At 69.3% G+C, this 19021-nt stretch carries 21 protein-coding genes and 1 pseudogene; 16 read left to right on the top strand and 6 right to left on the bottom strand.

Features of this window, described 5'->3' with window-relative positions; translation table 11 throughout:
* Positions 1 to 14: 14 nt before the first annotated feature.
* From LR393_RS08765 to LR393_RS08730, 8 genes are all read left to right on the top strand, one after another.
* Positions 15 to 839, top strand: coding sequence for an ABC transporter permease (locus tag LR393_RS08765; RefSeq protein ID WP_231483065.1), 825 nt, complete (start codon positions 15 to 17; stop codon positions 837 to 839).
* Positions 836 to 1666: an ABC transporter permease gene (locus LR393_RS08760; RefSeq protein ID WP_231483064.1), complete on the top strand. Its 831-nt coding sequence runs from the start codon at positions 836 to 838 to the stop codon at positions 1664 to 1666. The genes LR393_RS08765 and LR393_RS08760 overlap by 4 nt, the downstream gene beginning before the upstream one ends.
* Positions 1663 to 3711 (top strand): hydantoinase/oxoprolinase family protein, encoded by a 2049-nt coding sequence (locus LR393_RS08755; RefSeq protein ID WP_231483063.1) that lies wholly within the window; start codon positions 1663 to 1665, stop codon positions 3709 to 3711. The genes LR393_RS08760 and LR393_RS08755 overlap by 4 nt, the downstream gene beginning before the upstream one ends.
* Entirely contained in the window at positions 3704 to 5683 is a 1980-nt protein-coding gene (locus LR393_RS08750) for a hydantoinase B/oxoprolinase family protein (protein WP_231483062.1), read from the top strand. Before LR393_RS08755 ends, LR393_RS08750 begins: the two co-directional genes overlap by 8 nt.
* Positions 5680 to 6597, top strand: coding sequence for an LLM class flavin-dependent oxidoreductase (locus LR393_RS08745; protein ID WP_231483061.1), 918 nt, complete (start codon positions 5680 to 5682; stop codon positions 6595 to 6597). The genes LR393_RS08750 and LR393_RS08745 overlap by 4 nt, the downstream gene beginning before the upstream one ends.
* A 73-nt stretch (positions 6598 to 6670) precedes the next feature.
* Positions 6671 to 7861 (top strand): M20 metallopeptidase family protein, encoded by a 1191-nt coding sequence (locus LR393_RS08740; RefSeq protein ID WP_231483060.1) that lies wholly within the window; start codon positions 6671 to 6673, stop codon positions 7859 to 7861.
* 9 nt (positions 7862 to 7870) lie between these two features.
* A complete protein-coding gene (locus LR393_RS08735; RefSeq protein WP_231483059.1) occupies positions 7871 to 9589 on the top strand; it encodes a thiamine pyrophosphate-binding protein in 1719 nt (572 codons plus the stop codon).
* A gap of 4 nt (positions 9590 to 9593) precedes the next feature.
* Complete coding sequence (locus tag LR393_RS08730; protein WP_231483058.1) at positions 9594 to 10244, top strand: GntR family transcriptional regulator; 651 nt, start codon at positions 9594 to 9596, stop codon at positions 10242 to 10244.
* A 15-nt stretch (positions 10245 to 10259) separates the two neighbouring features.
* On the opposite strand, the gene LR393_RS08725 is transcribed toward LR393_RS08730, so the two are convergent.
* Positions 10260 to 10421 (bottom strand): hypothetical protein, encoded by a 162-nt coding sequence (locus LR393_RS08725; RefSeq protein WP_231483057.1) that lies wholly within the window; start codon positions 10419 to 10421, stop codon positions 10260 to 10262.
* 163 nt (positions 10422 to 10584) lie between these two features.
* Here LR393_RS08725 and LR393_RS08720 point away from each other — a divergent pair, with 163 nt between their 5' ends.
* Together LR393_RS08720 and LR393_RS36945 are read left to right on the top strand one after the other, a co-directional pair.
* Positions 10585 to 11541, top strand: a complete 957-nt coding sequence (locus LR393_RS08720) for an ATP-binding cassette domain-containing protein (protein WP_231483056.1) — start codon at positions 10585 to 10587, stop codon at positions 11539 to 11541.
* Positions 11538 to 12361, top strand: a pseudogene (locus tag LR393_RS36945) (ABC transporter permease). The gene LR393_RS08720 and the pseudogene LR393_RS36945 overlap by 4 nt, the downstream one beginning before the upstream one ends.
* Positions 12362 to 12364: 3 nt before the next feature.
* Here the strand turns inward: LR393_RS36945 and LR393_RS08710 are convergent.
* Positions 12365 to 12598 (bottom strand): hypothetical protein, encoded by a 234-nt coding sequence (locus tag LR393_RS08710; protein WP_231483055.1) that lies wholly within the window; start codon positions 12596 to 12598, stop codon positions 12365 to 12367.
* A gap of 24 nt (positions 12599 to 12622) precedes the next feature.
* On the opposite strand from LR393_RS08710, the gene LR393_RS08705 reads away from it, so the two are divergent.
* Positions 12623 to 13063: a DUF3817 domain-containing protein gene (locus LR393_RS08705; protein WP_231483054.1), complete on the top strand. Its 441-nt coding sequence runs from the start codon at positions 12623 to 12625 to the stop codon at positions 13061 to 13063.
* An 8-nt stretch (positions 13064 to 13071) separates the two neighbouring features.
* On the opposite strand, the gene LR393_RS08700 is transcribed toward LR393_RS08705, so the two are convergent.
* Entirely contained in the window at positions 13072 to 13794 is a 723-nt protein-coding gene (locus LR393_RS08700) for an SDR family oxidoreductase (RefSeq protein WP_231483045.1), read from the bottom strand.
* A 99-nt stretch (positions 13795 to 13893) separates the two neighbouring features.
* On the opposite strand from LR393_RS08700, the gene LR393_RS08695 reads away from it, so the two are divergent.
* The 3 genes from LR393_RS08695 to LR393_RS08685 are packed head-to-tail and all read left to right on the top strand — an operon-like array spanning position 13894 to position 15312.
* Positions 13894 to 14274, top strand: coding sequence for a MerR family transcriptional regulator (locus LR393_RS08695; protein WP_231483043.1), 381 nt, complete (start codon positions 13894 to 13896; stop codon positions 14272 to 14274).
* Positions 14275 to 14305: 31 nt separating this feature from the next.
* Positions 14306 to 14773: a gas vesicle accessory protein GvpU gene (gvpU, locus tag LR393_RS08690; RefSeq protein ID WP_231483041.1), complete on the top strand. Its 468-nt coding sequence runs from the start codon at positions 14306 to 14308 to the stop codon at positions 14771 to 14773.
* 53 nt (positions 14774 to 14826) lie between these two features.
* Positions 14827 to 15312 carry a MarR family winged helix-turn-helix transcriptional regulator gene (locus LR393_RS08685; RefSeq protein WP_231483040.1) on the top strand — a complete coding sequence of 162 codons (486 nt, stop codon included), beginning with the start codon at positions 14827 to 14829 and terminating at the stop codon, positions 15310 to 15312.
* A gap of 62 nt (positions 15313 to 15374) precedes the next feature.
* Here LR393_RS08685 and LR393_RS08680 read toward each other — a convergent pair whose 3' ends face one another.
* The 3 genes from LR393_RS08680 to LR393_RS08670 form a co-directional block, all read right to left on the bottom strand.
* Entirely contained in the window at positions 15375 to 16037 is a 663-nt protein-coding gene (locus tag LR393_RS08680) for a calcium-binding protein (protein WP_231483038.1), read from the bottom strand.
* Positions 16038 to 16205: 168 nt separating this feature from the next.
* Complete coding sequence (locus tag LR393_RS08675) at positions 16206 to 16814, bottom strand: calcium-binding protein (RefSeq protein ID WP_231483036.1); 609 nt, start codon at positions 16812 to 16814, stop codon at positions 16206 to 16208.
* Positions 16815 to 16857: 43 nt separating this feature from the next.
* Complete coding sequence (locus LR393_RS08670) at positions 16858 to 17367, bottom strand: RrF2 family transcriptional regulator (protein WP_231483035.1); 510 nt, start codon at positions 17365 to 17367, stop codon at positions 16858 to 16860.
* A gap of 90 nt (positions 17368 to 17457) precedes the next feature.
* Between LR393_RS08670 and LR393_RS08665 the strand changes: the two genes are divergently transcribed.
* Complete coding sequence (locus tag LR393_RS08665) at positions 17458 to 18189, top strand: SDR family oxidoreductase (RefSeq protein WP_231483029.1); 732 nt, start codon at positions 17458 to 17460, stop codon at positions 18187 to 18189.
* Entirely contained in the window at positions 18186 to 18938 is a 753-nt protein-coding gene (locus LR393_RS08660; RefSeq protein WP_231483024.1) for an SDR family oxidoreductase, read from the top strand. The genes LR393_RS08665 and LR393_RS08660 overlap by 4 nt, the downstream gene beginning before the upstream one ends.
* Positions 18939 to 19021: the final 83 nt, after the last annotated feature.

Genomic DNA, 19021 nt, shown 5'->3' with positions numbered 1-19021 from the left:
AACCGGGCAATACCGTGAAGCGTCGCCGGAACCCGGCGGCGCTGCTCGTGCTTCCCGGCGTGGTGTACCTGGTCATCGCCTTCGTCGCGGTGGTCGCGCTGCTGATCTCGTACAGCGTGCGGGTGGAGAGGACCAGCGTGCTGTTCGCGCCGGTCGACCTGACCACCTGGTCGACCGCGCTGGGCGACTCCTACCTGTGGAGCACGGTCGGCACGACGCTGCGGCTCGGCCTGATCGTCAGCCTGATCACGGTCGTCATCGCCTATCCGCTGGCCTGGTGCGTGCAGACGATGAAGCGGGGCTGGGCGGCGGCCGCGATGCTCTTCGTGGTCTTCTCGCCGATCCTGGTCAGCGTGGTCGTGCGTAGTTACGGCTGGCAGCTCCTGCTGCGCACCGGCGGTCCGTTCGGCGACACCTTCGACAGCTGGCTCTACCACGAGCCCGGCGTGATCCTGGCGCTGGTGCACGTGGAACTGCCCTTCGCGGTGTTCCCGATCCTCAGTTCCATCCGCACCATCCCGGCCGAGTACACCGAGGCCGCGGCCGATCTCGGAGCGAGCGCGGCGCAGCGCTTCCGGAAGGTGCTGCTGCCGCTCACCGCACCCGGCCTGCTGAGCGCCCTGCAGCTCGTGTTCACGCTCACCATCAGCGCTTTCGCCACCCCGGCCCTGCTCGGCGGGGGTCGCGTGACCGTGCTGGCCCAGACCATCTACCAGAACATCCAGCTGCTGGCCTGGCCCCTGGCCGCGGTGCAGGCGGTGATCCTGCTGGTGCTCACCCTGATCGTGCTGTCCCTGTTCGCAGCGGTCACCCGGCTGATCGGCGGAGGTGTGCGATGAGACGCTCACCCGCCCTCGAGGCCCTGCGCTTCGTCTTCCTCCTCCTGGTCACGATCTTCGTCCTGGCGCCGCTCGTGGTGGTGCTGCTGGCCTCGATCACGCCCGACGAGGTGCTCACCAGCCTGGTGCCGAAGGGCTTCACCACGCAGTGGATCAGCCAGGCGCTGGACTACGAGCCGTTCCGCGTCGGCATCGTCTACTCCGCCCAGGTCGCGGCGCTGGCCACGGTGATCGCCCTGCTGCTGGGCACTCCCGCGGCCTACGCCCTGGCCCGCACCCGGGTTCCCGGGGCGGGGCTGCTGCGCTCGGTCTTCGTGGCCCCGCTCAGCCTTCCCCGCGTGGTGGCCGGCTTCTGCTTCTTCGCGCTCTACGTGTCGCTCCTCCCGAGCGCGTACGGCACGGTCGGCGGGGTGGCCTTCGCGCACGTGCTGCTCCTGCTGCCGTTCGTGGTGGCACTGGTCGGAGCGGGTCTGGCCGGTTCCGACCCGGCGCTCGAAGAGGCCGCCCGCGACCTGGGAGCCTCTCCGCTGCAGGCGTTCTTCAAGGTCACGCTGCCGCAGATCCGGATGCCCCTGCTGATCGCGGGCGTGTTCTCGTTCCTCACCTCGTTCGACGAGGTCGACCTCTCGATCTTCCTGATGCCGGCGGACACCACCACGCTCCCCGTGGCGATCTTCCTCCGCCTCCAGCAGGACCAGGACCCGACCACCTCGGCCGTGTCCAGCCTGATGATCGTCGCCTCGCTGGTGATCGCGCTGCTGACCGGTCTCGCGGTACGGCGGGCCGGGCTGTGGCGAACGGGACGTACTGAAGGGACAGGCGAATGAGCGCGCGGTACCGACTCGGGGTCGATGTCGGTGGCACCTTCACCGACATCGTGCTGGCAGACGCCTCCACGGGCGAGTTGCGCACCGACAAGGTGCCTTCGGACGCCGGTCAGCCGGCTCGCGCGGTGATCGCCGGGGTCACGAAGATGCTGGCCGTCTCGGGTGTGGAACCGGGCCAGATCGAATACTTCTCGCACGGCCAGACCTTCGCCCTGAACACCCTGCTGCAACGCACCGGCGCCCGCGTCGGCCTGCTGGTGACGCGGGGCTTCCCCGATCTGCTCTCGATCGGGCGCCTGCGCCTGAGCGACCCGATCGACTACTTCACCGGGCCGCGTCGTCCTCTGGTAGACCCCACTGACGTCCGTGAGATCACCGAACGACTGCGCGCCGACGGATCTCTGGTGACGCCGATCGACCCGGACCAGGTGCGTGAGGCCGTCGCCGCGCTCGTGGCCGACGGGGTGGAGGCCGTGGCGGTCGCGTTCCTGCACTCGCACCGGTTCGGCCACCACGAGGCCCAGGTCGCCGACATCATCGCCGAGGCGCTCCCCGGCCTGCCGGTCGCCTGCTCGTCGCGACTGTGGCCGGAGGAGAAGGAGTACGAGCGGGCCACCGTCGCCGTGCTGGCCGCGCACGTCGGCCGGGCCCTGGGCGACTACCTGCAGTACCTCTCCTCGGAACTGCGGGCCCTGGGACTGGACTGCCCGATGCACATCACCAAGTCCAACGGCGGCGTGACCTCGATCGACAGCCACCCGCGGGAGTTTCTGCGCACAGCCGTCGAGACCCTGCTGTCCGGTCCGGCTTCCGGCGTCGCCGGCACCATGCGTGTGGCCGCCACCGCGGGCGTCGATCAGTTCATCACCATGGACATGGGCGGAACCAGCGTCGACTGCGCCATCGTCGACGGTCGCATCCCGTACTCCACCGAGAGCGAGATCGGTGAGTTCCCGCTGATCATCCCGTCGGTCGAGGTCTCCTCGATCGGGGCGGGCGGCGGCTCGGTCATCCGCGTCGACGAGACCGGGGTGCTGAAGGTCGGCCCGCGCAGCGCCGGGGCCCACCCGGGACCGTCGTGCTACGGCCGGGGCGGCACCGAACCCACGCTGACCGACGCCTACGTGGTGTGCGGCTACATCGACCCGGCCGACTTCGCCTCGGGTGCGGTGACGATCGACACCGACCGGGCCCGAACGGCTCTGGAACCTCTGGCGGTGAAACTCGGCCTGACCGTCGAGGCCCTGGCCGAGGCGGCCGTCGCCGTGGCCACCGCGATGATGCACTCCCAGCTGATCCCGCTGTGCGCGCAGCACGGTGTGGACCCGGCCGGGATGACACTGATCGCTTACGGCGGGGCCGGCCCGGTGCAGGCCGCGCTGCTGGCCGCCGCGCTGAAGATGCCCGAGGTGCTGATCCCGAACTCGCCCGGCACGCTGTGCGCCTACGGGGCCCTGGCCACGGACATGCGGGTCGACCTGGTGTCGCCCGTCGGCGGAACGGTGACCGACGCCGAACTGGCCGACGGCTGGGACGACCTCCAGCGGCGGGCCGAGCAGTGGTACGCGCAGCAGGATCACCGGTTGCACCCGGACGTGCGCATCACCCGCTGGGCCGATGTTCAGCTCAGCGGACAGTCGTTCACTCTGCCGATCACCCTCTCGGAGGACGACATCAGCGTGAAGGCGCTGCGGGAGGCCTTCACCGGGGCCTATCTGAAGGCCTACGCGGTGGATCCGGGCGATGCCGACCTGGACGTGCGCTGTCTGCGCCTGACCCTGGCGGCCTCGGCCTTCCTTCCCGAACCGGTCTTCGCCGGCGGCCGTTCGATCAGCGGCACGCCGCACCGGGTGGTGGAGGACGGAGAACCGGTCGCGGCGAGCATCTACCGGCGGCCGCTCCTGCCGATCGGGGCGGTCATGCAGGGCCCGGCGGTGATCCCGGCACCGGACACCAGCATCTTCGTGCCCTCGGGGTGCACAGCGCGGGTGGACCAGCACGGGAACCTGCGCATCACCGTCTCTCTGGGAGGATCGCATGCGTAGCTCACCGGTCGTGCTGGAGATCCTCGCCCATCGCTTCGCCGCGGTGGTGGAGGAGATGGCGGAGAACATCCGCCGCACCAGCTTCAGCATCTTCGTCAAGCAGACCGCCGACTTCGGCACCTGCCTGGTGACGCCCGACGGCGAGGTCTTCGCCGCGCCCCGCCGGATCTCGGGCAACCTGATGATCGGTGTGCCGGCGAAGGCCGTGATCGAGTCGCTCGCGCCCTATGCTCCCGGTGACATCGGCCTGAGCAACGACCCGGACGCGACCGGCGGGCTGGTGACCCACCTGCCCGACCTCTGGGCCTGGCAGCCACTCTTCATCGACGGCGAGATCATCGCCTATGCCCTGAGTTTCGTTCACTCGTCGGACATCGGCGGCAGCGTGCCCAGCTCCATCGACTGGGGCCACACCGACATGCACCAGGAGGGCCTGCTCATCCCGCCGGTGCGGATGCTGACCGCAGGAGAGCGCAACCAGGCCGTCTTCGACCTCGTCGCCCGAAACTCCCGCGTCCCCTCGCAGAATCTCGGTGACCTCGAGGCCCAGGTGGCGGGGCTGCGCACGGCCCAGCGCCGGCTGTCCGAGATCGCCGAGAGCTACGGGAAGAGCGCGGTCGAGGATGCGATCGCCGACCTGATCGACACCGCCTCGTTCAAGGCCTCGGCGTTGCTGGACACGCTGACGCCCGGCAGCTACGAGTTCGTCGACTACGTCGAGGGGATCGAGCGCCTGGAGGCGGACGGATCGCGGGTCACCGAGGTGCCGCCGACCCGACTGGCCCTGCGGCTGACGGTCGGTGAAGGTCGCGCCCACCTGGACTTCGACGGCACCTCGCCGCAGGTGCTGGAGGCCATCAACCTGCACACCGGTGGCGAGCCGGGCCACTACATGCTGGCCTTCGCGCTGGTGAACTGGTTCTACTCGCAGGACCAGCAGATTCCGTACAACTCCGGGCTGGTGCGGCCGCTGACCGCGAACCTGCCGGCGGGCTCGATCCTGAACCCACGCCCGGGAGCGCCCTGCGGCGTGCGGGCGGCGGTGTTCTTCCGGATCATGGACTGCGTGGTCGGCTGCCTGGCCCAGGCGTCGGACCGGGCCATGGCTCCGGGTGCGGGGCTCGTCGCCATCGCCTCGATCGCACACGTCGATCTCGCTTCGGGCGAGCGGAAAGTCTCGGTGGGGCAGCCGCTCACGGGTGGTTCGGGTGGACGTCCGGGGCAGCCGGGAATTTCCGGCACCAGTTACATGGGTGGCTGGCTGCGGAACGTGCCGAACGAAGTGCTCGAGTCGGATGTGCCGGTGCTGGTCGAGGAGTACAAGTATCGGCGGGGTTCGGGCGGTTCCGGTTCGCAGCCCGGTGGCGACGGTCTGGTGGTGCAGATCAGGAGCCTTGAGGACGACGTCACTTTCGTCGTGCGGGGTCTGGAACGGTTGTTCTACCAGCCGTTCGGGGTGGCCGGAGGAGGACCGGGCGCGCCGGGCATCGCGACGCTGAACCCGGGCACACCCGGGGAGCGGAACCTGGGCCGGGTCGGCTCGATCACTTTGAAGGCCGGGGACGTGCTGCGGGTGGAGACACCCGGCGGCGGTGGGCTGGGCTCCGGGGCGGGCGGGTTCGACTTCGGGGAGGCCCGGGAGTCTTACGACCGGCGCTTCCCGCAACCGCTGCAGAACCAGCTGGTGCACGCCGTGCTGGGGCAGGTGCCGTCGGCCAGGCAGGCGGCGGTCTACCGGGCGCTGTACCTACGCATCGATCGGGCGGCCGGGGACGGGGTGGTGACGCAGGCGGTGCTGGACGAGGCGCTGGAGGCGGCCGGTCTGGACGCAGCTCGTGTTTCGGGTGAGATGCCGGTGGCGGATCCGGCACCGGACAAAGCCCACCCACCCGGGGAGACGCGGGGAGAGGCGGCAAAAGTTGAGGCACCCGGCAGAACCGGCACTGCACCGTCGATAGGAGGAACCGCATGACCGCCTTGAGATTCGGCTTGATGACGCACGCGGCGGACGACTGGTCACGGCTCACCGAACGCTGGAAAGGTTTTGAGAAAGCCGGTTTCGATGCTCTCTGGGCCGGTGACCACCTGTGGAGTGCTCTCGGCGAGAACGGCTACACCCAGCCGCGCTTCGACGCCTGGATGCTGGCCGCCGGTATCGCGCAGGCCACGTCCCACGTCACCGTGGGCACCCTGGTCTCGGCGATCAACATGCGTAATCCAGCGGTGCTGGCCAAGCAGGCGCTGACGCTCGATCACCTGTCCGCCGGCCGCGCGGTGGCCGGGATCGGTGCGGGCGGTAACCCGAAGGACGGCGCCGTGGCGGGCGAGCAGCCGTGGGGTCCGCAGGAGAAGTCGGCCCGGCTGGACGAGTACCTGACCGTCGTGAACCGGGTCGCGGCCGGGGGTGAGTTGTCGTTCGAGGGTTCCTACTACCGCACGTCCGGGGTGGCCGGGCCGGCGCCGGTGTCGCCGAAGATACCGGTTCTCGTTGCCGCGCACCTAAAGTCGTCGCTGGCGGTGACCGCTCGGCACGCCGACGTCTGGAATTCCTACGGCACTCTGTTCAGCCAGCTCGCACGCGGTGTGAAGCTGACGCCGCAGGAGAGCCTGGCGGTCACTGCGCAGCGCTCGAAGTTCCTGGACGAGGAGTGCGAGCGGATCGGCCGGGACCCGAAAACCCTGCGTCGTTCGTTCCTGCTCGCCTTCACCCAGGACACGCCCTGGGTGAGCGTGCAGCAGTTCCGCGACACGATCGGCGGGTACGCCGAGGCCGGCATCACCGAGTTCATGTTCCCGTTCCCGTTGCAGGGCGAACACAGCATGGACGTCTTCCACGAGGTCGTCGAGACCGTGATCCCGAAACTGCAGGCCGGAGAAAGCGCGTGAACTGGACTTCCGCGGTGATCAGGCAGAGTTTCCCCGGGGAAACCCGGCCTGATCACGAACGGGGCTGGTCGGCATGAGCGCGGACGAAGCGCTGCCGGAAGGGCTGCCTGGGGGGTTGCTCGGGGAGCTCGTGGCCCTGCGCCGGGAGCTGCACGCCGATCCGGAGGTGGGGCTCGAGTTGCCTCGCACCCAGGCTCGCGTAGTCGATGCGCTGGACGGGCTCGGGCTGGAGATCACGCTGGGCGTGCGGTCGACTTCGGTCGTCGCCGTACTGCGCGGCGCCGAACCCGGCCCGACGGTGCTGCTGCGCGGCGACATGGACGGCCTCCCGATCGCCGAGGCCACCGGTCTGTCGTTCGCCTCCACCAACGGCGCCATGCACGCCTGCGGGCACGATCTGCACACGGCCGCGCTGGTCGGGGCGGCGCGGATCCTGTCCGCGCAGAAGGAAGACCTCACCGGGGACGTGGTCTTCATGTTCCAGCCCGGCGAGGAGGGGCACGGCGGCGCGAGGGCGATGCTGGCCGACGGTGTGCTCGACGCGTCCGGCACGAAACCCGTTGCTGCCTATGCCCTGCACGTGATCGCCGACCTTCCGCACGGGGTGTTCCACGGCCGGCCGGGTCCGGTCATGGCCGCCTACAGCACGATGCAGGTCGACGTGATCGGCCGGGGTGGGCACGGCGGACGGCCCCACGAGGCGCTCGACCCGATCCCGGTCGCGGCACAGGTGATCACGGCCGCGCAGACGTACGTGGCCCGGCGGTTCAGTGCCTTCGACCCCGTGGTGCTGACGTTCGGTGAGTTCCACGCCGGCACCGCGCCCAACGTCATTGCCGAGAAGGCCACGCTGCGAGCCGGTATCCGCACCTTCTCGGCCGAGCACACGGCCCGGGTGGCGTCCGAGCTCCCCGCCCTGGCCGAGCAGATCGCCGCGGCCTCCGGGTGCCGGGCCCAGGTCACGTTCACCCCCGTGATGGCCCCGACGATCAACGATCACCAGGCTGCAGCGGTCTTCGAACAGCAAGCCACGGCCATCGGGAGCTACGTGCAGCTCGAGAACCCCCGCACCGGCTCGGAAGACTTCTCCGAGGTGCTGAGCGAGGTTCCCGGCGCCTTCGGATATCTCGGCGCCGCCTTCCCCGGCAGCCCGAGCCCCGCGGGCAACCATTCACCACGAGCAGTTTTCGACGACTCCCGGCTCGAGGACGCCGCTCGCCTGCTGGCCGGCTGCGCCCGTCACCATCTCTGTACCGCAAGCTGAAAGGTCGCCATGTCCAGCGCTTCTCCCCGCCGTGGTGCGGATGTCCTCGTCGAGGCCCTGATCGCCAACGGCGTCGAGACCCTGTTCGGGGTGCCCGGCGACACCGGGGTGGTGTTCTACGACGCGCTGTTCCACCAGCGGGAGCGCATCGAGCACGTGCTGGCCCGCGACGAGCGGCACGCGGCCTACATGGCCGACGCCTTCGCCCGGGTGACGAACCGGGTGGGCGTGGTCGAGGTTTCCAGTGGTGGTGGAACGACCTACGTGGTGGGCGGTCTGGGCGACGCGTACGCCTCGGGTATCCCGGTGCTGCTGCTCACCTCGGACATCCACCGCAGCAGCCGGGGTACGGGGGCGCTCACCGAGATCGATCAGGTGGCATTGTTCAGCGCGGTGACGAAGTGGCAGGTCGTGGTGGAGAAGGCGGCCGACATGCCGGCCGCCGTGGCGCAGGCCCTGAAGGAAGCGGTCAGTGGACGTCCGGGTCCGGTCGCGCTGATCGTGCCGGAAGACGTGCTGGAAGAGATCACGGACGCACCGGTGGTCACCTCGGTCGCGTCGCTTCCGGGGGAGCGGGTAGCGGCTGCGGCCGAAGAGATTGCCCGGGCCGCACAGTTTCTGCAGGCTGCCCGCCGACCTGCGATCGTGGCCGGGGGCGGCGTGCATGCGTCCGGTGCCTACGCCGGACTCCAGCAGGTGGCTGCCACTCTCGGGGCGGGCGTCGCCACCAGCATTCACGGCCAGGGCTCGATCGCGACGACGGACGCGTGGTGGCTGGGGATCGTCGGCAACAACGGCGGTCAGCCCGGCACCAACCGCTACGTGGCCGACGCCGACGTGGTGCTGCTGGTCGGTACCCGGGGCAACGCCACCAACACCAACTCCTGGAAGGCCCCGGCCCGGTCGGGCACCACGGTGATCCAGATCGACATCCAGGAGGCCCGCGCGGGCCGCAACTTCGAGGGCTCGGTCGCTCTGGCCGGGGATGCGAAAACGGTTCTGGACCAACTGCTCCGCGAGCTGAGAGGCGTCCTCGATCCTGATCTTGAGAAGCGACGGGCAGCCGTGGCGGAGGCTCGTGCCGACGCCACACCGCGCACCCAGTCTCCTGAGCACGCACCGGGAGTCATCTACCCGCGCACGGTGATCGAGAGCATCCACGAGGTTCTCGGCGACGACGTGACGGTGATCGGTGACCCGGGCACCCCCACCCCGAACGTCGCCGTGTTCTGGCCGGTCACCGAGGCCGGCCGCCGCACCGTGATTCCCCGGGGCCACGGCCCGATGGGTTACGCGATCCCGGCGGCCGTGGGGGTGGCGAAGGCCCTTCCGGGCCGGCCGGTGGTGTCGGTGACCGCGGACGGCAGCTTCGCGATGGCCTGTGGCGAGCTCGAGACCGCGGCGCGCTTCCACCTGCCGATCCTGTTCGTGCAGCTGACGAACAACAGCATGGGCTGGATCAAGATGCTTCAGCACCTCTACTCGGGCGGGCGCTACTTCGGTGTCGACCCGGGTCCGGTGGACGCGGTGATGGTGGCCAGGGCCAACGGCGTGGACGGCGTGAAGGTGACGTCGGCCGACGAGCTGAAGGCGGCGCTGGTGTCGTTCGCGGGTGACCCGCGTCCGTTCTACATCGATGTCGACGTGCCGCACATGATCGACTACGCGCCGCCGGTACCGGCCTGGGACAAGGGGCTGGCCGGTGACACCGAACGCCCGGTTTACTGAGCGAATGACTGTTTCCGAGGGCGCGCGGCCGGCCCTGAGGTCGGAGGCTGTCTACAGCACCCTCCGGCAGGAGATCACCGACGGCGTGCTCGCCCCCGGCACGCCGCTCGTCGAGGACGACATCGCCGAGCGGCTCGGGGTGTCGCGTACACCCGTGCGGGAGAGTATCCAGCGGCTGGCGGCGGACGGTCTGGTCGACTCCCGCCGTCGGCGCTGGATCGTGCACGTGTACCAGCCCGAGGAGATCAGCGAGATCTACGGGGTGCGTGCGGCTCTGGAGTCGCATGCCGCCCGCCTGGCCGCGCTGCACGCCGACAGTGCCACGCTGGAGCGCATCGAGGCCCGTCGTGAGGTGATGACCAAGGAGAACCTGATCACGCTGCTGGAGCGGGGCGCTGCGAACGACGAGTTCCACGACCTGATCAGCGGTGCCTCCGGAAATCCCCGGCTGCTGCGCACGATCCGCGACCAGCGCCTGTTCCATTTCAACCGGCGGATCGGGGCGCTCTACGACGAGGCGTCGCTGCGCACCACGTCCCGCCAGCACGGTCAGCTGATCGATGCGGTCTGCGGCCGAGACGCCGACAGCGCGGGCGAGATCGCCCGGATCCACGTGGAGTACTCGCTCCAGCTCCTGCTGGACCGGCTCTTCTGACGTCGGTCCCGGGCCTCAGGTGAGGGGGAGCCGGCTGACCCCGGCGTCCACCTCGTCGTCCGTCGTGTCGTGGTCGTGATTGCGCCAGGCACCCCGCTCGCTCGGGCGCGTCGGTCGTGCGGCGTCGTCCGGGCCGATCTCCTGGTCGTCCAGCTCGTCGGGCGGTCCCAGTGACATCTTCGTCCTCCCTTACTCCGGGTCACACCAGACTACTTCTGGTAGATAATTCGTGAGCTCCGGGCCCCTCGTCCGGGCTACTGTGCGCCTCCGATGAGATTCGGCCGCCGGGCCGGTCCAAGTCATCGGAGTGGACGTCACCAACTCATGCTGGAGGGGTGCGATGACCGACCTGGCTATTGAAACGGCCGGTCTGGTGAAGATGTTCGGGCCGATGCGGGCCGTCGACGGGGTGGATCTGAAGATTCCCGTGGGCGGCGTGTACGCGGTGCTCGGGCCGAACGGGGCGGGGAAGACCACCACCATCCGGATGCTGGCCACCCTGCTGGTGCCGGACGGCGGTACGGCCACCGTGCTGGGCCACGACGTCGTGCGGGAGGCCGCGCAGGTGCGCGCCCGGGTGGCCATGACCGGGCAGTTCGCCTCGCTCGACGAAGACCTGACCGGCCTGGAGAACCTGCTCCTGCTCAGCCGGCTGTACGGTTACCCACGCCGCGCGGCTCAGGAGCGGGCCCACCAGCTGCTGACCGCCCTCGACCTCGACGATGCCGCGAACAAGCAGGTCAAGGCCTATTCGGGCGGTATGCGCCGACGCATCGACATTGCCGGCAGCATCGTCGTTCGGCCCGATCTGATGTTCCTCGACGAGCCGACCACCGGGCTCGACCCGCGCAGCCGCAACCAGGTCTGGGAGATCGTCCGGGCCCTGGTCGGGGCGGGCACCACGATCCTGCTCACCACGCAGTACCTGGAAGAGGCCGACCAGCTCGCCGACCGGATCGCGGTCATCGACCACGGCCGGGTCATCGCCGAGGGCACGAGCGGTCAGCTCAAGGCATCCGTGGGTACCGGCGCGGTGAAGGTGCGGGTGGCCGATCCCGCCGACCGTGACGAGGTGGCCCGGCTGCTGGGCGAATCCCTCGCCACCGAGCCGGTGCTCGAGTCCGATCCGGCGTCCGTCTCGCTGCGGGTGACGAATCCGGCCGCAGTGGCCGGGGCGCTGCACCGCGTGGGCGAGCACGGCCTGGTGATCAGTGAGTACTCGCTCGGCCAGCCCAGTCTCGACGAGGTGTTCCTGGCCCTGACCGGCAAGGCGACCGAACCGGAGGTCCCGGTATGACGACCGGTCCCGGAGTCGATGCGAAGGTCCTTGCCGCGCTGGGGTCTTCCGAACGGCCGGCTCCGGCCGGGCCGATCAGCTCGTCGCTCACCTTCGGCTGGCGCGCCCTGCTGAAGATCAAGCACGTGCCCGAGCAGCTCTTCGACGTGACCATGTTCCCGATCATGTTCACGCTGATGTTCACCTACGTGTTCGGCGGCGCGGTCTCCGGCTCGCCGAGGCAGTACCTGCAGTACGCGCTGCCCGGAATCATGGTGCAGACCATCATCTTCATCACGATGTACACGGCGATGACGATCAACGCGGACATCGAGAAGGGCGTGTTCGACCGGATCCGGTCGCTGCCGGTCTGGCGCCCGTCGCTGCTCGTCGGGGCCTGCTCGGTGACACCCTGCGCTACCTGATGGCCTCCACGGTCGTGCTGGTGGTCGGTCTGATCATCGGATACCGGCCGCCGGGTGGGGTTCTCGGGGTGATCGGGGCCGTGGCCCTGCTGCTGGCGTTCTGCTTCTCGCTCAGCTGGCTGTGGCTCATCCTCGGTCTGAAGGTACGCACGCCCAACGCCGTGATGGGCATGGCGATGATGATCCTGTTCCCGCTCACCTTCGTCAGCTCGGTGTTCGCCCCGCCGGAGACGATGCCGGGCTGGTTGCAGGCATTCGTCGACATCAACCCGGTGACCCTGCTCGTCGAGGCGGCCCGCGGCCTGCTGAACGACACGCCCGACAGCGGCGACATCCTCTTCGTGCTTGGTGCCTCGGTCGCCCTGACCCTGGTGTTCTCGCCGATCGCGCTGCGGATGTACAACCGCAAGACGTGAGTGTCAGACGACGCGGGGCGGTTCGCTCGCGGTGTACTCCCGGTCGGCGTCCACATACGCGTTGAGCCACCGGTTGGCGGGGTAGGCACCCACCACCACTCGGTTCTCGTGCCAGCCACAGCCGACGGTGAGCACGCCGGCCTCGCTGATGGAGATGTTCTCGGCGTCGTTGTAGACGTCGGCGCTGGAGATGGGGCCGGTCTCGTTGTGCCGGGCCAGGATCACGGTGACTGACATGGGGTGATCGTATGGTTGCGCATCGTGATCCAGGGGAGGGGTCGCCTGTTCGGCGCAGCGGTGACCGAACGGAAGTTCCGCACCTCCGGCGCGAGACCGGTCACACCGGTCGGCATGGCAGACTTCCAGGTCATGAGCTCCCGCGTGGTCACCGCGTTCCGCGTCGTCGCCTTCGCCGAAGCCGTCAGCTGGCTGGGTCTGCTGATCGGTATGTACCTGAAGCGGGTCGCCGAGACGACCGAGGTCGGCGTGCAGGTTTTCGGGCCGATCCACGGCGCCGTCTTCGTGACCTACGTGCTGCTCACCCTCTACCTGGCCCGGGTGCAGCGCTGGTCGATCGGAACCACCGTGCTCGGTCTGGCCGCCTCCATCCCGCCGTTCTTCACGGTGGTCTTCGAGATCTGGGCCAAGCGCACCGGGCGGCTGGAATCCCCGCAGGAGTCCAGCGCGCCGGTCGCCGCCTGATTGCCGGCTCAGGCCGGGAGTTCTCCCCGGATGAAAGCCGGGGTGTAGAACTCGTTCGGGTCACTGGCCAGTGACGCCTTCACGTACCGGGTCCAGTCGTCCACCAGGACCTCACCCAGTCCCGCCTCGACCCCGTCCAGGGCCGTGGTCGCGACCTGGGCCGGGCTGACCATCGGCCCCTCGTAACCGGCCATCATGTCGGTGTCGGCGGCGCCCAGGTGCACACCGGTGACCTGGGTGCCCTGCTCGGCCAGCTCGATCCGGAGGCTGTTGGTCATGGCCCAGGCCGCCGACTTGCCCACGGCGTAGCCGGTGCTGCCCGGGTAGCTGAACCAGCTCAGGGCGGAGAGCATGTTCACGATCGCTCCGCCCCCGTTCGCGGCCAGCGCCGGGGCGAAGGCCCGCACCATGTTCAGGTTCCCCCAGAAATGCACGTCCAGTTCCTGGCGAACCAGCTCGAGCCGCTCGTCCAGGAGCCCGCCTCCGGTCATGACGCCGGCGTTGTTCACCAGCAGGGTGACGTCGTGCGCCACCTTCGCGGCGGCTGCCACCGACTCCGGATCGGTGATGTCGAGCTGGAGCACCTCGACCCCGGGCAGGTCCACCGAGGACGCCGTCCGGGCCGTCGCGTAGACCTTGCTCGCCCCCCGTTCCACCAGGTGGGCGGCCAGTGCGCGGCCGAGACCGCGGTTCGCTCCGGTGACCAGGGCAACGGATCCGGCGATCTTCACAATGAGCTCCTCGGGGATTCGCCACCCTGGGTGGGCGGCGCCTGCGGGTACGCTAAAAGCTCACATCGGTGTCAGGGGCAAGTGCTTCCGGAGGGTTACATGCGAATCGGTGACGTGGCGGCCCGGTCGGGCGTCAGTGTGCGGTCCCTGCGGTACTACGAGGAGCAGGGGCTGCTGCAGTCCGCCCGCAGCGCGAGCGGCCAGCGGCTCTATGCCGAGGAGGCGGTCGATCGGGTGCAGCTGATCCAGATGCTCTACGCGGCCGGCCTGCCCAGCCGGAGGATCCAGGAGTTGCTGCCCTGTGTGGAAACTGGCGTCTCGACCGAGCACACCCGGACCCTGCTGCTGGCCGAGCGCGAGCGCATCGACCGGCAGATGAGCGAACTGGCGCTGGCCCGGGGCAAATTGGACGAGATCATCGGTATTGCGTTCGACTACAGCCAGCCCTGCGCCGCTTCCAGGATCGACCAGGTGGCTTAACTGCCCCGGTGTTCTGCCGATACCAAGCCGTATGACCGACGACACCCTGGCCATGGGCGCTGTGACCGTGGAGGCGTCCGTCTCCGGAGCCGGGGGCGACCCGATTCTGCGGCTTTTCGCGAGCATCGCCGAGCACGCGTCGTTCGAGGTCGGCATCACCGTGGCGGTCGACGGGGCGCTGGTCGCCGGGGTGCTGGTCGGGCAGGACGAGTGGCTGAAACTGCTGGGCCAGACGATGGACGGCGGTGACTCCATCGCCCAGTCGTTGCGCCGGTACCTGAACAAGGGCCTGCACGAGGCGGTCACGGCCGTGATCGAGCCGCTGAACGACGATCCGCAGCCCGAGGAGTACGAGTACCTGCACCTGAAGAACGCCCGCTACGTGATGGGCGAGGCGTTCGTGCCCACCCCGGCGGCCGATCCGGTGCTCTGGCGCGGGCGTATCGTGCATATCTCGGGCTGGAGCTGGGGGGCGCTCACGGCGCCCGGCGCACACTGAGACGTCGCGTTACGAATTCGAAGCAGGTGGCAGGGCGGGCTTAGACTCGTTCCGTGCCTGCCAGTGATCAGCCGCCCGGGATCGCGGCGTACTTCGCCCTGCTCGAGGTGAGTGCCCTGCTGCACCACGAGGTCGAGCGGCAGGTACGCGAGGAGGCGGGGCTGACGTTCGTGCAGTTCCAGATCCTCGCCTCACTCAGTGAGTCTCCCGACGGCTCCCGCAGGATGACGGACATCGCCGACCAGATCGTCCACAGTCGCAGTGGCCTGACCTACCAGGCGCAGAAGCTCGAGGAGGCGGGGTATCTCACCCGCGGACCGGCTCCCGGGGACGAGCGCAGCACCGTCGCGGCGCTGACCGCGGCCGGGCGCGACGTGCTGGAGTCGGTACTCCCGGGGCATCTGGGAGTGGTCGGCGAAGTCTTTCTCGACCCCCTCGCCCCCGACGACGCGACCGAGCTGACGCGCGTCCTCAATCTGGTGCGGGCCCACATGCGGAGCCGGCCCCCGCGGTCGGCGACCCGGCGCGCCCGTCGCTAATTTCTGTCGGCAAAACAAAGAACGCCCAGCCACTTTTGAAGGCTGGGCGTTCTGGCGGGAGATCAGCTGGGCAGGTATCCCTGGAAGACCTGGTTGCTACCGGTGCCGCCCGAGAGGTTGTCGGTGCCGCCCTCGCCGGCGATCACGTCGTTGCCGGCGTTGCCGTAGATCGTGTCATTACCGGAACCGCCGAGCAGGCCGTCGTTGCCGGTGCCACCAGAGATCCAGTCGGCGCCGGACTCGCCGCCCGCGATGTCGTTACCGGTGCCACCGTAGATCTTGTCGTTGCCCGTGCCACCGACCAGCTGGTCGGAGCCGGCGCCGCCGGAGATGTAGTCCTTGCCGGCGTCGCCGGATACGATGTCGGCGCCCGCGCCACCGTAGATCTTGTCGTTGCCGGAAGCCCCGCCGATGGTGTCGGAACCGTCCTGGCCGTAGATGGTGTCGTTGCCGGCATCGCCAATGATGATGTCGGCGCCGGTGCCCGCGCAGATGATGTCGTTGCCGCCAAGGCCCTCGATGTAGTCGGCGCCGGCGCCGGCGACGATCACGTCGTTGCCCCGGGTGCCGGTCAGGCTGTCCCGGCCGCTGGTGCCGACGATCGTGGCCCTCTTGCCGCCGCAGGTCGGTGTCGCCGCCTGGGCCGCGCCCGCCCCGCTCAGAGTTAGACCGCTCACCACGGCCGTAGCCGCACCGAAGATCGCCACGCGCTTGAACACGTTCACGAACTGCTCCCCTGATTTCGTCCGGGCCGTCGTGGCCCGGTCGCAGCTGTCACACCCGTCCGTGGATGCGAACCCGCGTACGTACCGCGGGAAATGTGACGCTACTGACGAGTTGGGGTGGCCGCCGGACAATGTCCTGTGACCTAGTACACAGTTTTCTCACAGGTTTCAGCGCGGGCCGTTTCCCTGGAACACCGCATCGACGCCACTGCCGCCGTCGAGCTTGTCGCGACCCGCTCCTCCGGCCAGGTAATCGGCCCCGGCGCCACCGAGAAGCGTGTCCTTGCCAGCGTTCCCGCGCAGGTCGTCTGCACCGTCGCCGCCCGAGACCCAGTCGTCGCCGGCCCCGCCCGCGAGGGCGTCGGCGCCGGAATTGCCGTAGATCCGGTCGTTCCCGCTGCCGCCGACGATCGTGTCGACGCCCGACCCCCCGGAGATCCAGTCGCTGCCGCTGTTTCCGGTGATCAGGTCGACGCCGCTGTCACCGTAGATGCGGTCGGCGCCCGTGCCGCCGGCGATCACGTCGTTACCCGTGCCGCCGCAGATCAGGTCTTTGCCGCCGTTGCCCTCGATGTAGTCGTTGCCCGAGCGGCCGACGATGACGTCGGCGCCCTCGGTGCCGATCAGATTGTCGTTCCCGGCGGTACCGATGATGGTGGCCCTCTTGCCGTGGCACGTCGGCACGGCCGCCTGGGCGGTGCCGGCCAGGCCGAGCACGGTGGTGCCGACCAGGCCGATCGCCATGCCGCCGAACGCGAATCGCCTACGCGAAGTCACAAACATCTCCCTCGTAAAGATCGATGACCCTGCGCAGGCTAGCTCACGAAACGGTAACGGCATCCCCGCCCGCGTCGGGATCGCCGTTGAGCCAGGCGGTCAGCCGGACCCCGGCCGCACTGTCCTGTTTCGTCGCGACCTCGGTGGCGAGATCGAGAACGGACACTCCACGGAGCGATTCGCGCCAGGCGAGGTCGGCCACGGCCATGGTGCGGGCGATGCCACAGGGTTCCTGACATTGCCCCGGCGGGTTACCCATCGGCCCGCGCTGCCGGATCTCGTTGCAGACGAACGCGGGTCGGCCCCCGTCCACCGCGCGCACGATGTCGTACACGGAGATCTCGCCCGGCGGGCGGTCGAGTACGTAACCGCCGTCCTTGCCCTGCACCGACCGGATGATCTTCGCGCGCGACAGAGCCTGTAGGTGCTTGGCCAGATAGCTGCTCGAGACGTCGTGGAACTGCGCGAGTCGTGCCGCGGGAACGGGGCGGTCGGCGGCGGTCAGTACCACACAGCAGTGCACCGCCCACTCGACGCCGTCGGACATCTTCATCGGCCCAGGGTAGTTGACTCGGACTCTCGGTGTCCGAGTATGGTTATTAACTCGGACAAGTAATGTCCGGGTTTAATCGGGAGGTGGATCGTGAAGATCGTCGTGATCGGTGGAAGTGGCCTGATCGGTGCGCAGGTGGTCCCGATCCTGAGTGGGCAGGGGCACGACGTGGTCGCGGCATCGCCCTCGACCGGCGTGAACACGCTGACCGGGGAAGGGCTCGTGCTGGAGGGAGCCGATGTCGTGGTTGACGTCTCGAACTCGCCGTCGTTCGCCGACGACGACGTGATGAGCTTCTTCACCACGTCCACCGGGGTGCTGCTGGAGGCCGGGAAGGCCGCCGGGGTGAGGCATCACGTGGTGCTCTCGATCGTCGGTACCGATCGGATCCCCGACAGCGGCTACATGCGGGCGAAGGTGGCGCAGGAGAAGCTGGTGCGCGACTCCGGTGTCGGCTACTCGATCGTGCGGGCCACCCAGTTCTTCGAGTTCGCGACGGGCATCGCGGGCATGTCCAGGGACGCGACCGGTGTGGTGCGGCTGCCCTCGGTCTTCATCCAGCCGATCGCCGCCTCCGAGGTGGCGCGGATCGTGGCCGGAACGGCTCTGGACGCGCCGGTGAACGGGCACATCGACATCGCCGGCCCGCGGCGCTACCGCCTGGACGAGTTCATCCGGCTGGCGGTTCCGGAGGCGCAGGTCGTGACGGACGAGGCCGCTACCTACTCGGGTGCGCGGTTGCAGCCGACGTCGCTGGTCCCCGTCGGCGAGGTGACCCGGCTCTCCGAGGTGGGCCCGTCGTGGGAAATGAGCGCCCGATGAGGATCGCGGTCGCGGGTGGTACCGGCACGGTCGGCCGGCACGTCGTCGATGTGGTGACCGAGCAGGGGCACGAGCCGGTGCTGCTGACCCGGTCGTCCGGGGTGGACCTGGTGAGCGGTCAGGGGCTGCCGCTCGAGGGCGTCGACGTCGTGATCGACGTGACGTCGGTGATGACCCAGAAGGCCGACCGGTCGCGGGCATTCTTCGGCGCTGTCACACGCAATCTGCTGGCGGCCGAGAAGGCCGCCGGGGTGGGGCATCACGTCGCACTCTCGATCGTGGGTATCGATGCCTCGCCGTACGGCTACTACGCGGGCAAAGTGCTGCAGGAGCAGCTGCTGGAGTCGGCCGACGTGCCCTGGACCGTTCTGCGCGCCACCCAGTTCCACGAGTTCGCGTCGCAGGTCCTGGGCGTGGCCCGGATCGGCCCGGTCAACCTGGTCCCGGTCATGCGCAACGAGCCGGTCGCGGCCCGCGAGGTGGCCGGTCACCTGGTCGACCTGGCCCTCGCACCGGCCGCCGGCCGCGTGCCTGACCTGGGCGGACCCCGCGAGGAGCGGATGGTCGACATGGCCCGGGCCTATCTCGCGCACACCGGTAGGCGCGGTTTCGTGCTCCCGGTGCCCATGCCCGGCGCAGGGGGAAAGGCCATGCGTAACGGTGCCCTGGTCACCGGGCCGGGGGCGGTGCACGGGCGTCAGACCTACGCGCAGTGGCTGGCCGCTCAACCGGCTCGTCCCACCGGCTGAAGCCGTTCACCGGCGCAGAGGACATCCGGGCCCTCCGGGCGCTTAGCCTGGCTGGACGGGTAACGGGTGTGTGTCACGTGCGG

Source organism: Kineosporia mesophila, from assembly GCF_021129235.1.
Lineage (GTDB): Bacteria > Actinomycetota > Actinomycetes > Actinomycetales > Kineosporiaceae > Kineosporia > Kineosporia mesophila.
The sequence above is the reverse complement of the archived record's forward strand: the minus strand, read 5'-3'. Positions and strand labels throughout refer to the sequence as shown.

Excerpts from the sequence above, each read along its gene's own strand:
- LR393_RS08760 (WP_231483064.1), top strand. The coding sequence starts at position 836 with ATGAGACGCTCACCCGCCCTCGAGGCCCTGCGCTTCGTCTTCCTCCTC.
- LR393_RS08755 (WP_231483063.1), top strand. The coding sequence starts at position 1,663 with ATGAGCGCGCGGTACCGACTCGGGGTCGATGTCGGTGGCACCTTCACC.
- LR393_RS08750 (WP_231483062.1), top strand. The coding sequence starts at position 3,704 with ATGCGTAGCTCACCGGTCGTGCTGGAGATCCTCGCCCATCGCTTCGCC.
- LR393_RS08745 (WP_231483061.1), top strand. The coding sequence starts at position 5,680 with ATGACCGCCTTGAGATTCGGCTTGATGACGCACGCGGCGGACGACTGG.
- LR393_RS08740 (WP_231483060.1), top strand. The coding sequence starts at position 6,671 with ATGAGCGCGGACGAAGCGCTGCCGGAAGGGCTGCCTGGGGGGTTGCTC.
- LR393_RS08735 (WP_231483059.1), top strand. The coding sequence starts at position 7,871 with ATGTCCAGCGCTTCTCCCCGCCGTGGTGCGGATGTCCTCGTCGAGGCC.
- LR393_RS08730 (WP_231483058.1), top strand. The coding sequence starts at position 9,594 with ATGACTGTTTCCGAGGGCGCGCGGCCGGCCCTGAGGTCGGAGGCTGTC.
- LR393_RS08725 (WP_231483057.1), bottom strand. The coding sequence starts at position 10,421 with ATGTCACTGGGACCGCCCGACGAGCTGGACGACCAGGAGATCGGCCCG.
- LR393_RS08720 (WP_231483056.1), top strand. The coding sequence starts at position 10,585 with ATGACCGACCTGGCTATTGAAACGGCCGGTCTGGTGAAGATGTTCGGG.
- LR393_RS08710 (WP_231483055.1), bottom strand. The coding sequence starts at position 12,598 with ATGTCAGTCACCGTGATCCTGGCCCGGCACAACGAGACCGGCCCCATC.
- LR393_RS08695 (WP_231483043.1), top strand. The coding sequence starts at position 13,894 with ATGCGAATCGGTGACGTGGCGGCCCGGTCGGGCGTCAGTGTGCGGTCC.
- gvpU (WP_231483041.1), top strand. The coding sequence starts at position 14,306 with ATGACCGACGACACCCTGGCCATGGGCGCTGTGACCGTGGAGGCGTCC.
- LR393_RS08670 (WP_231483035.1), bottom strand. The coding sequence starts at position 17,367 with ATGAAGATGTCCGACGGCGTCGAGTGGGCGGTGCACTGCTGTGTGGTA.
- LR393_RS08660 (WP_231483024.1), top strand. The coding sequence starts at position 18,186 with ATGAGGATCGCGGTCGCGGGTGGTACCGGCACGGTCGGCCGGCACGTC.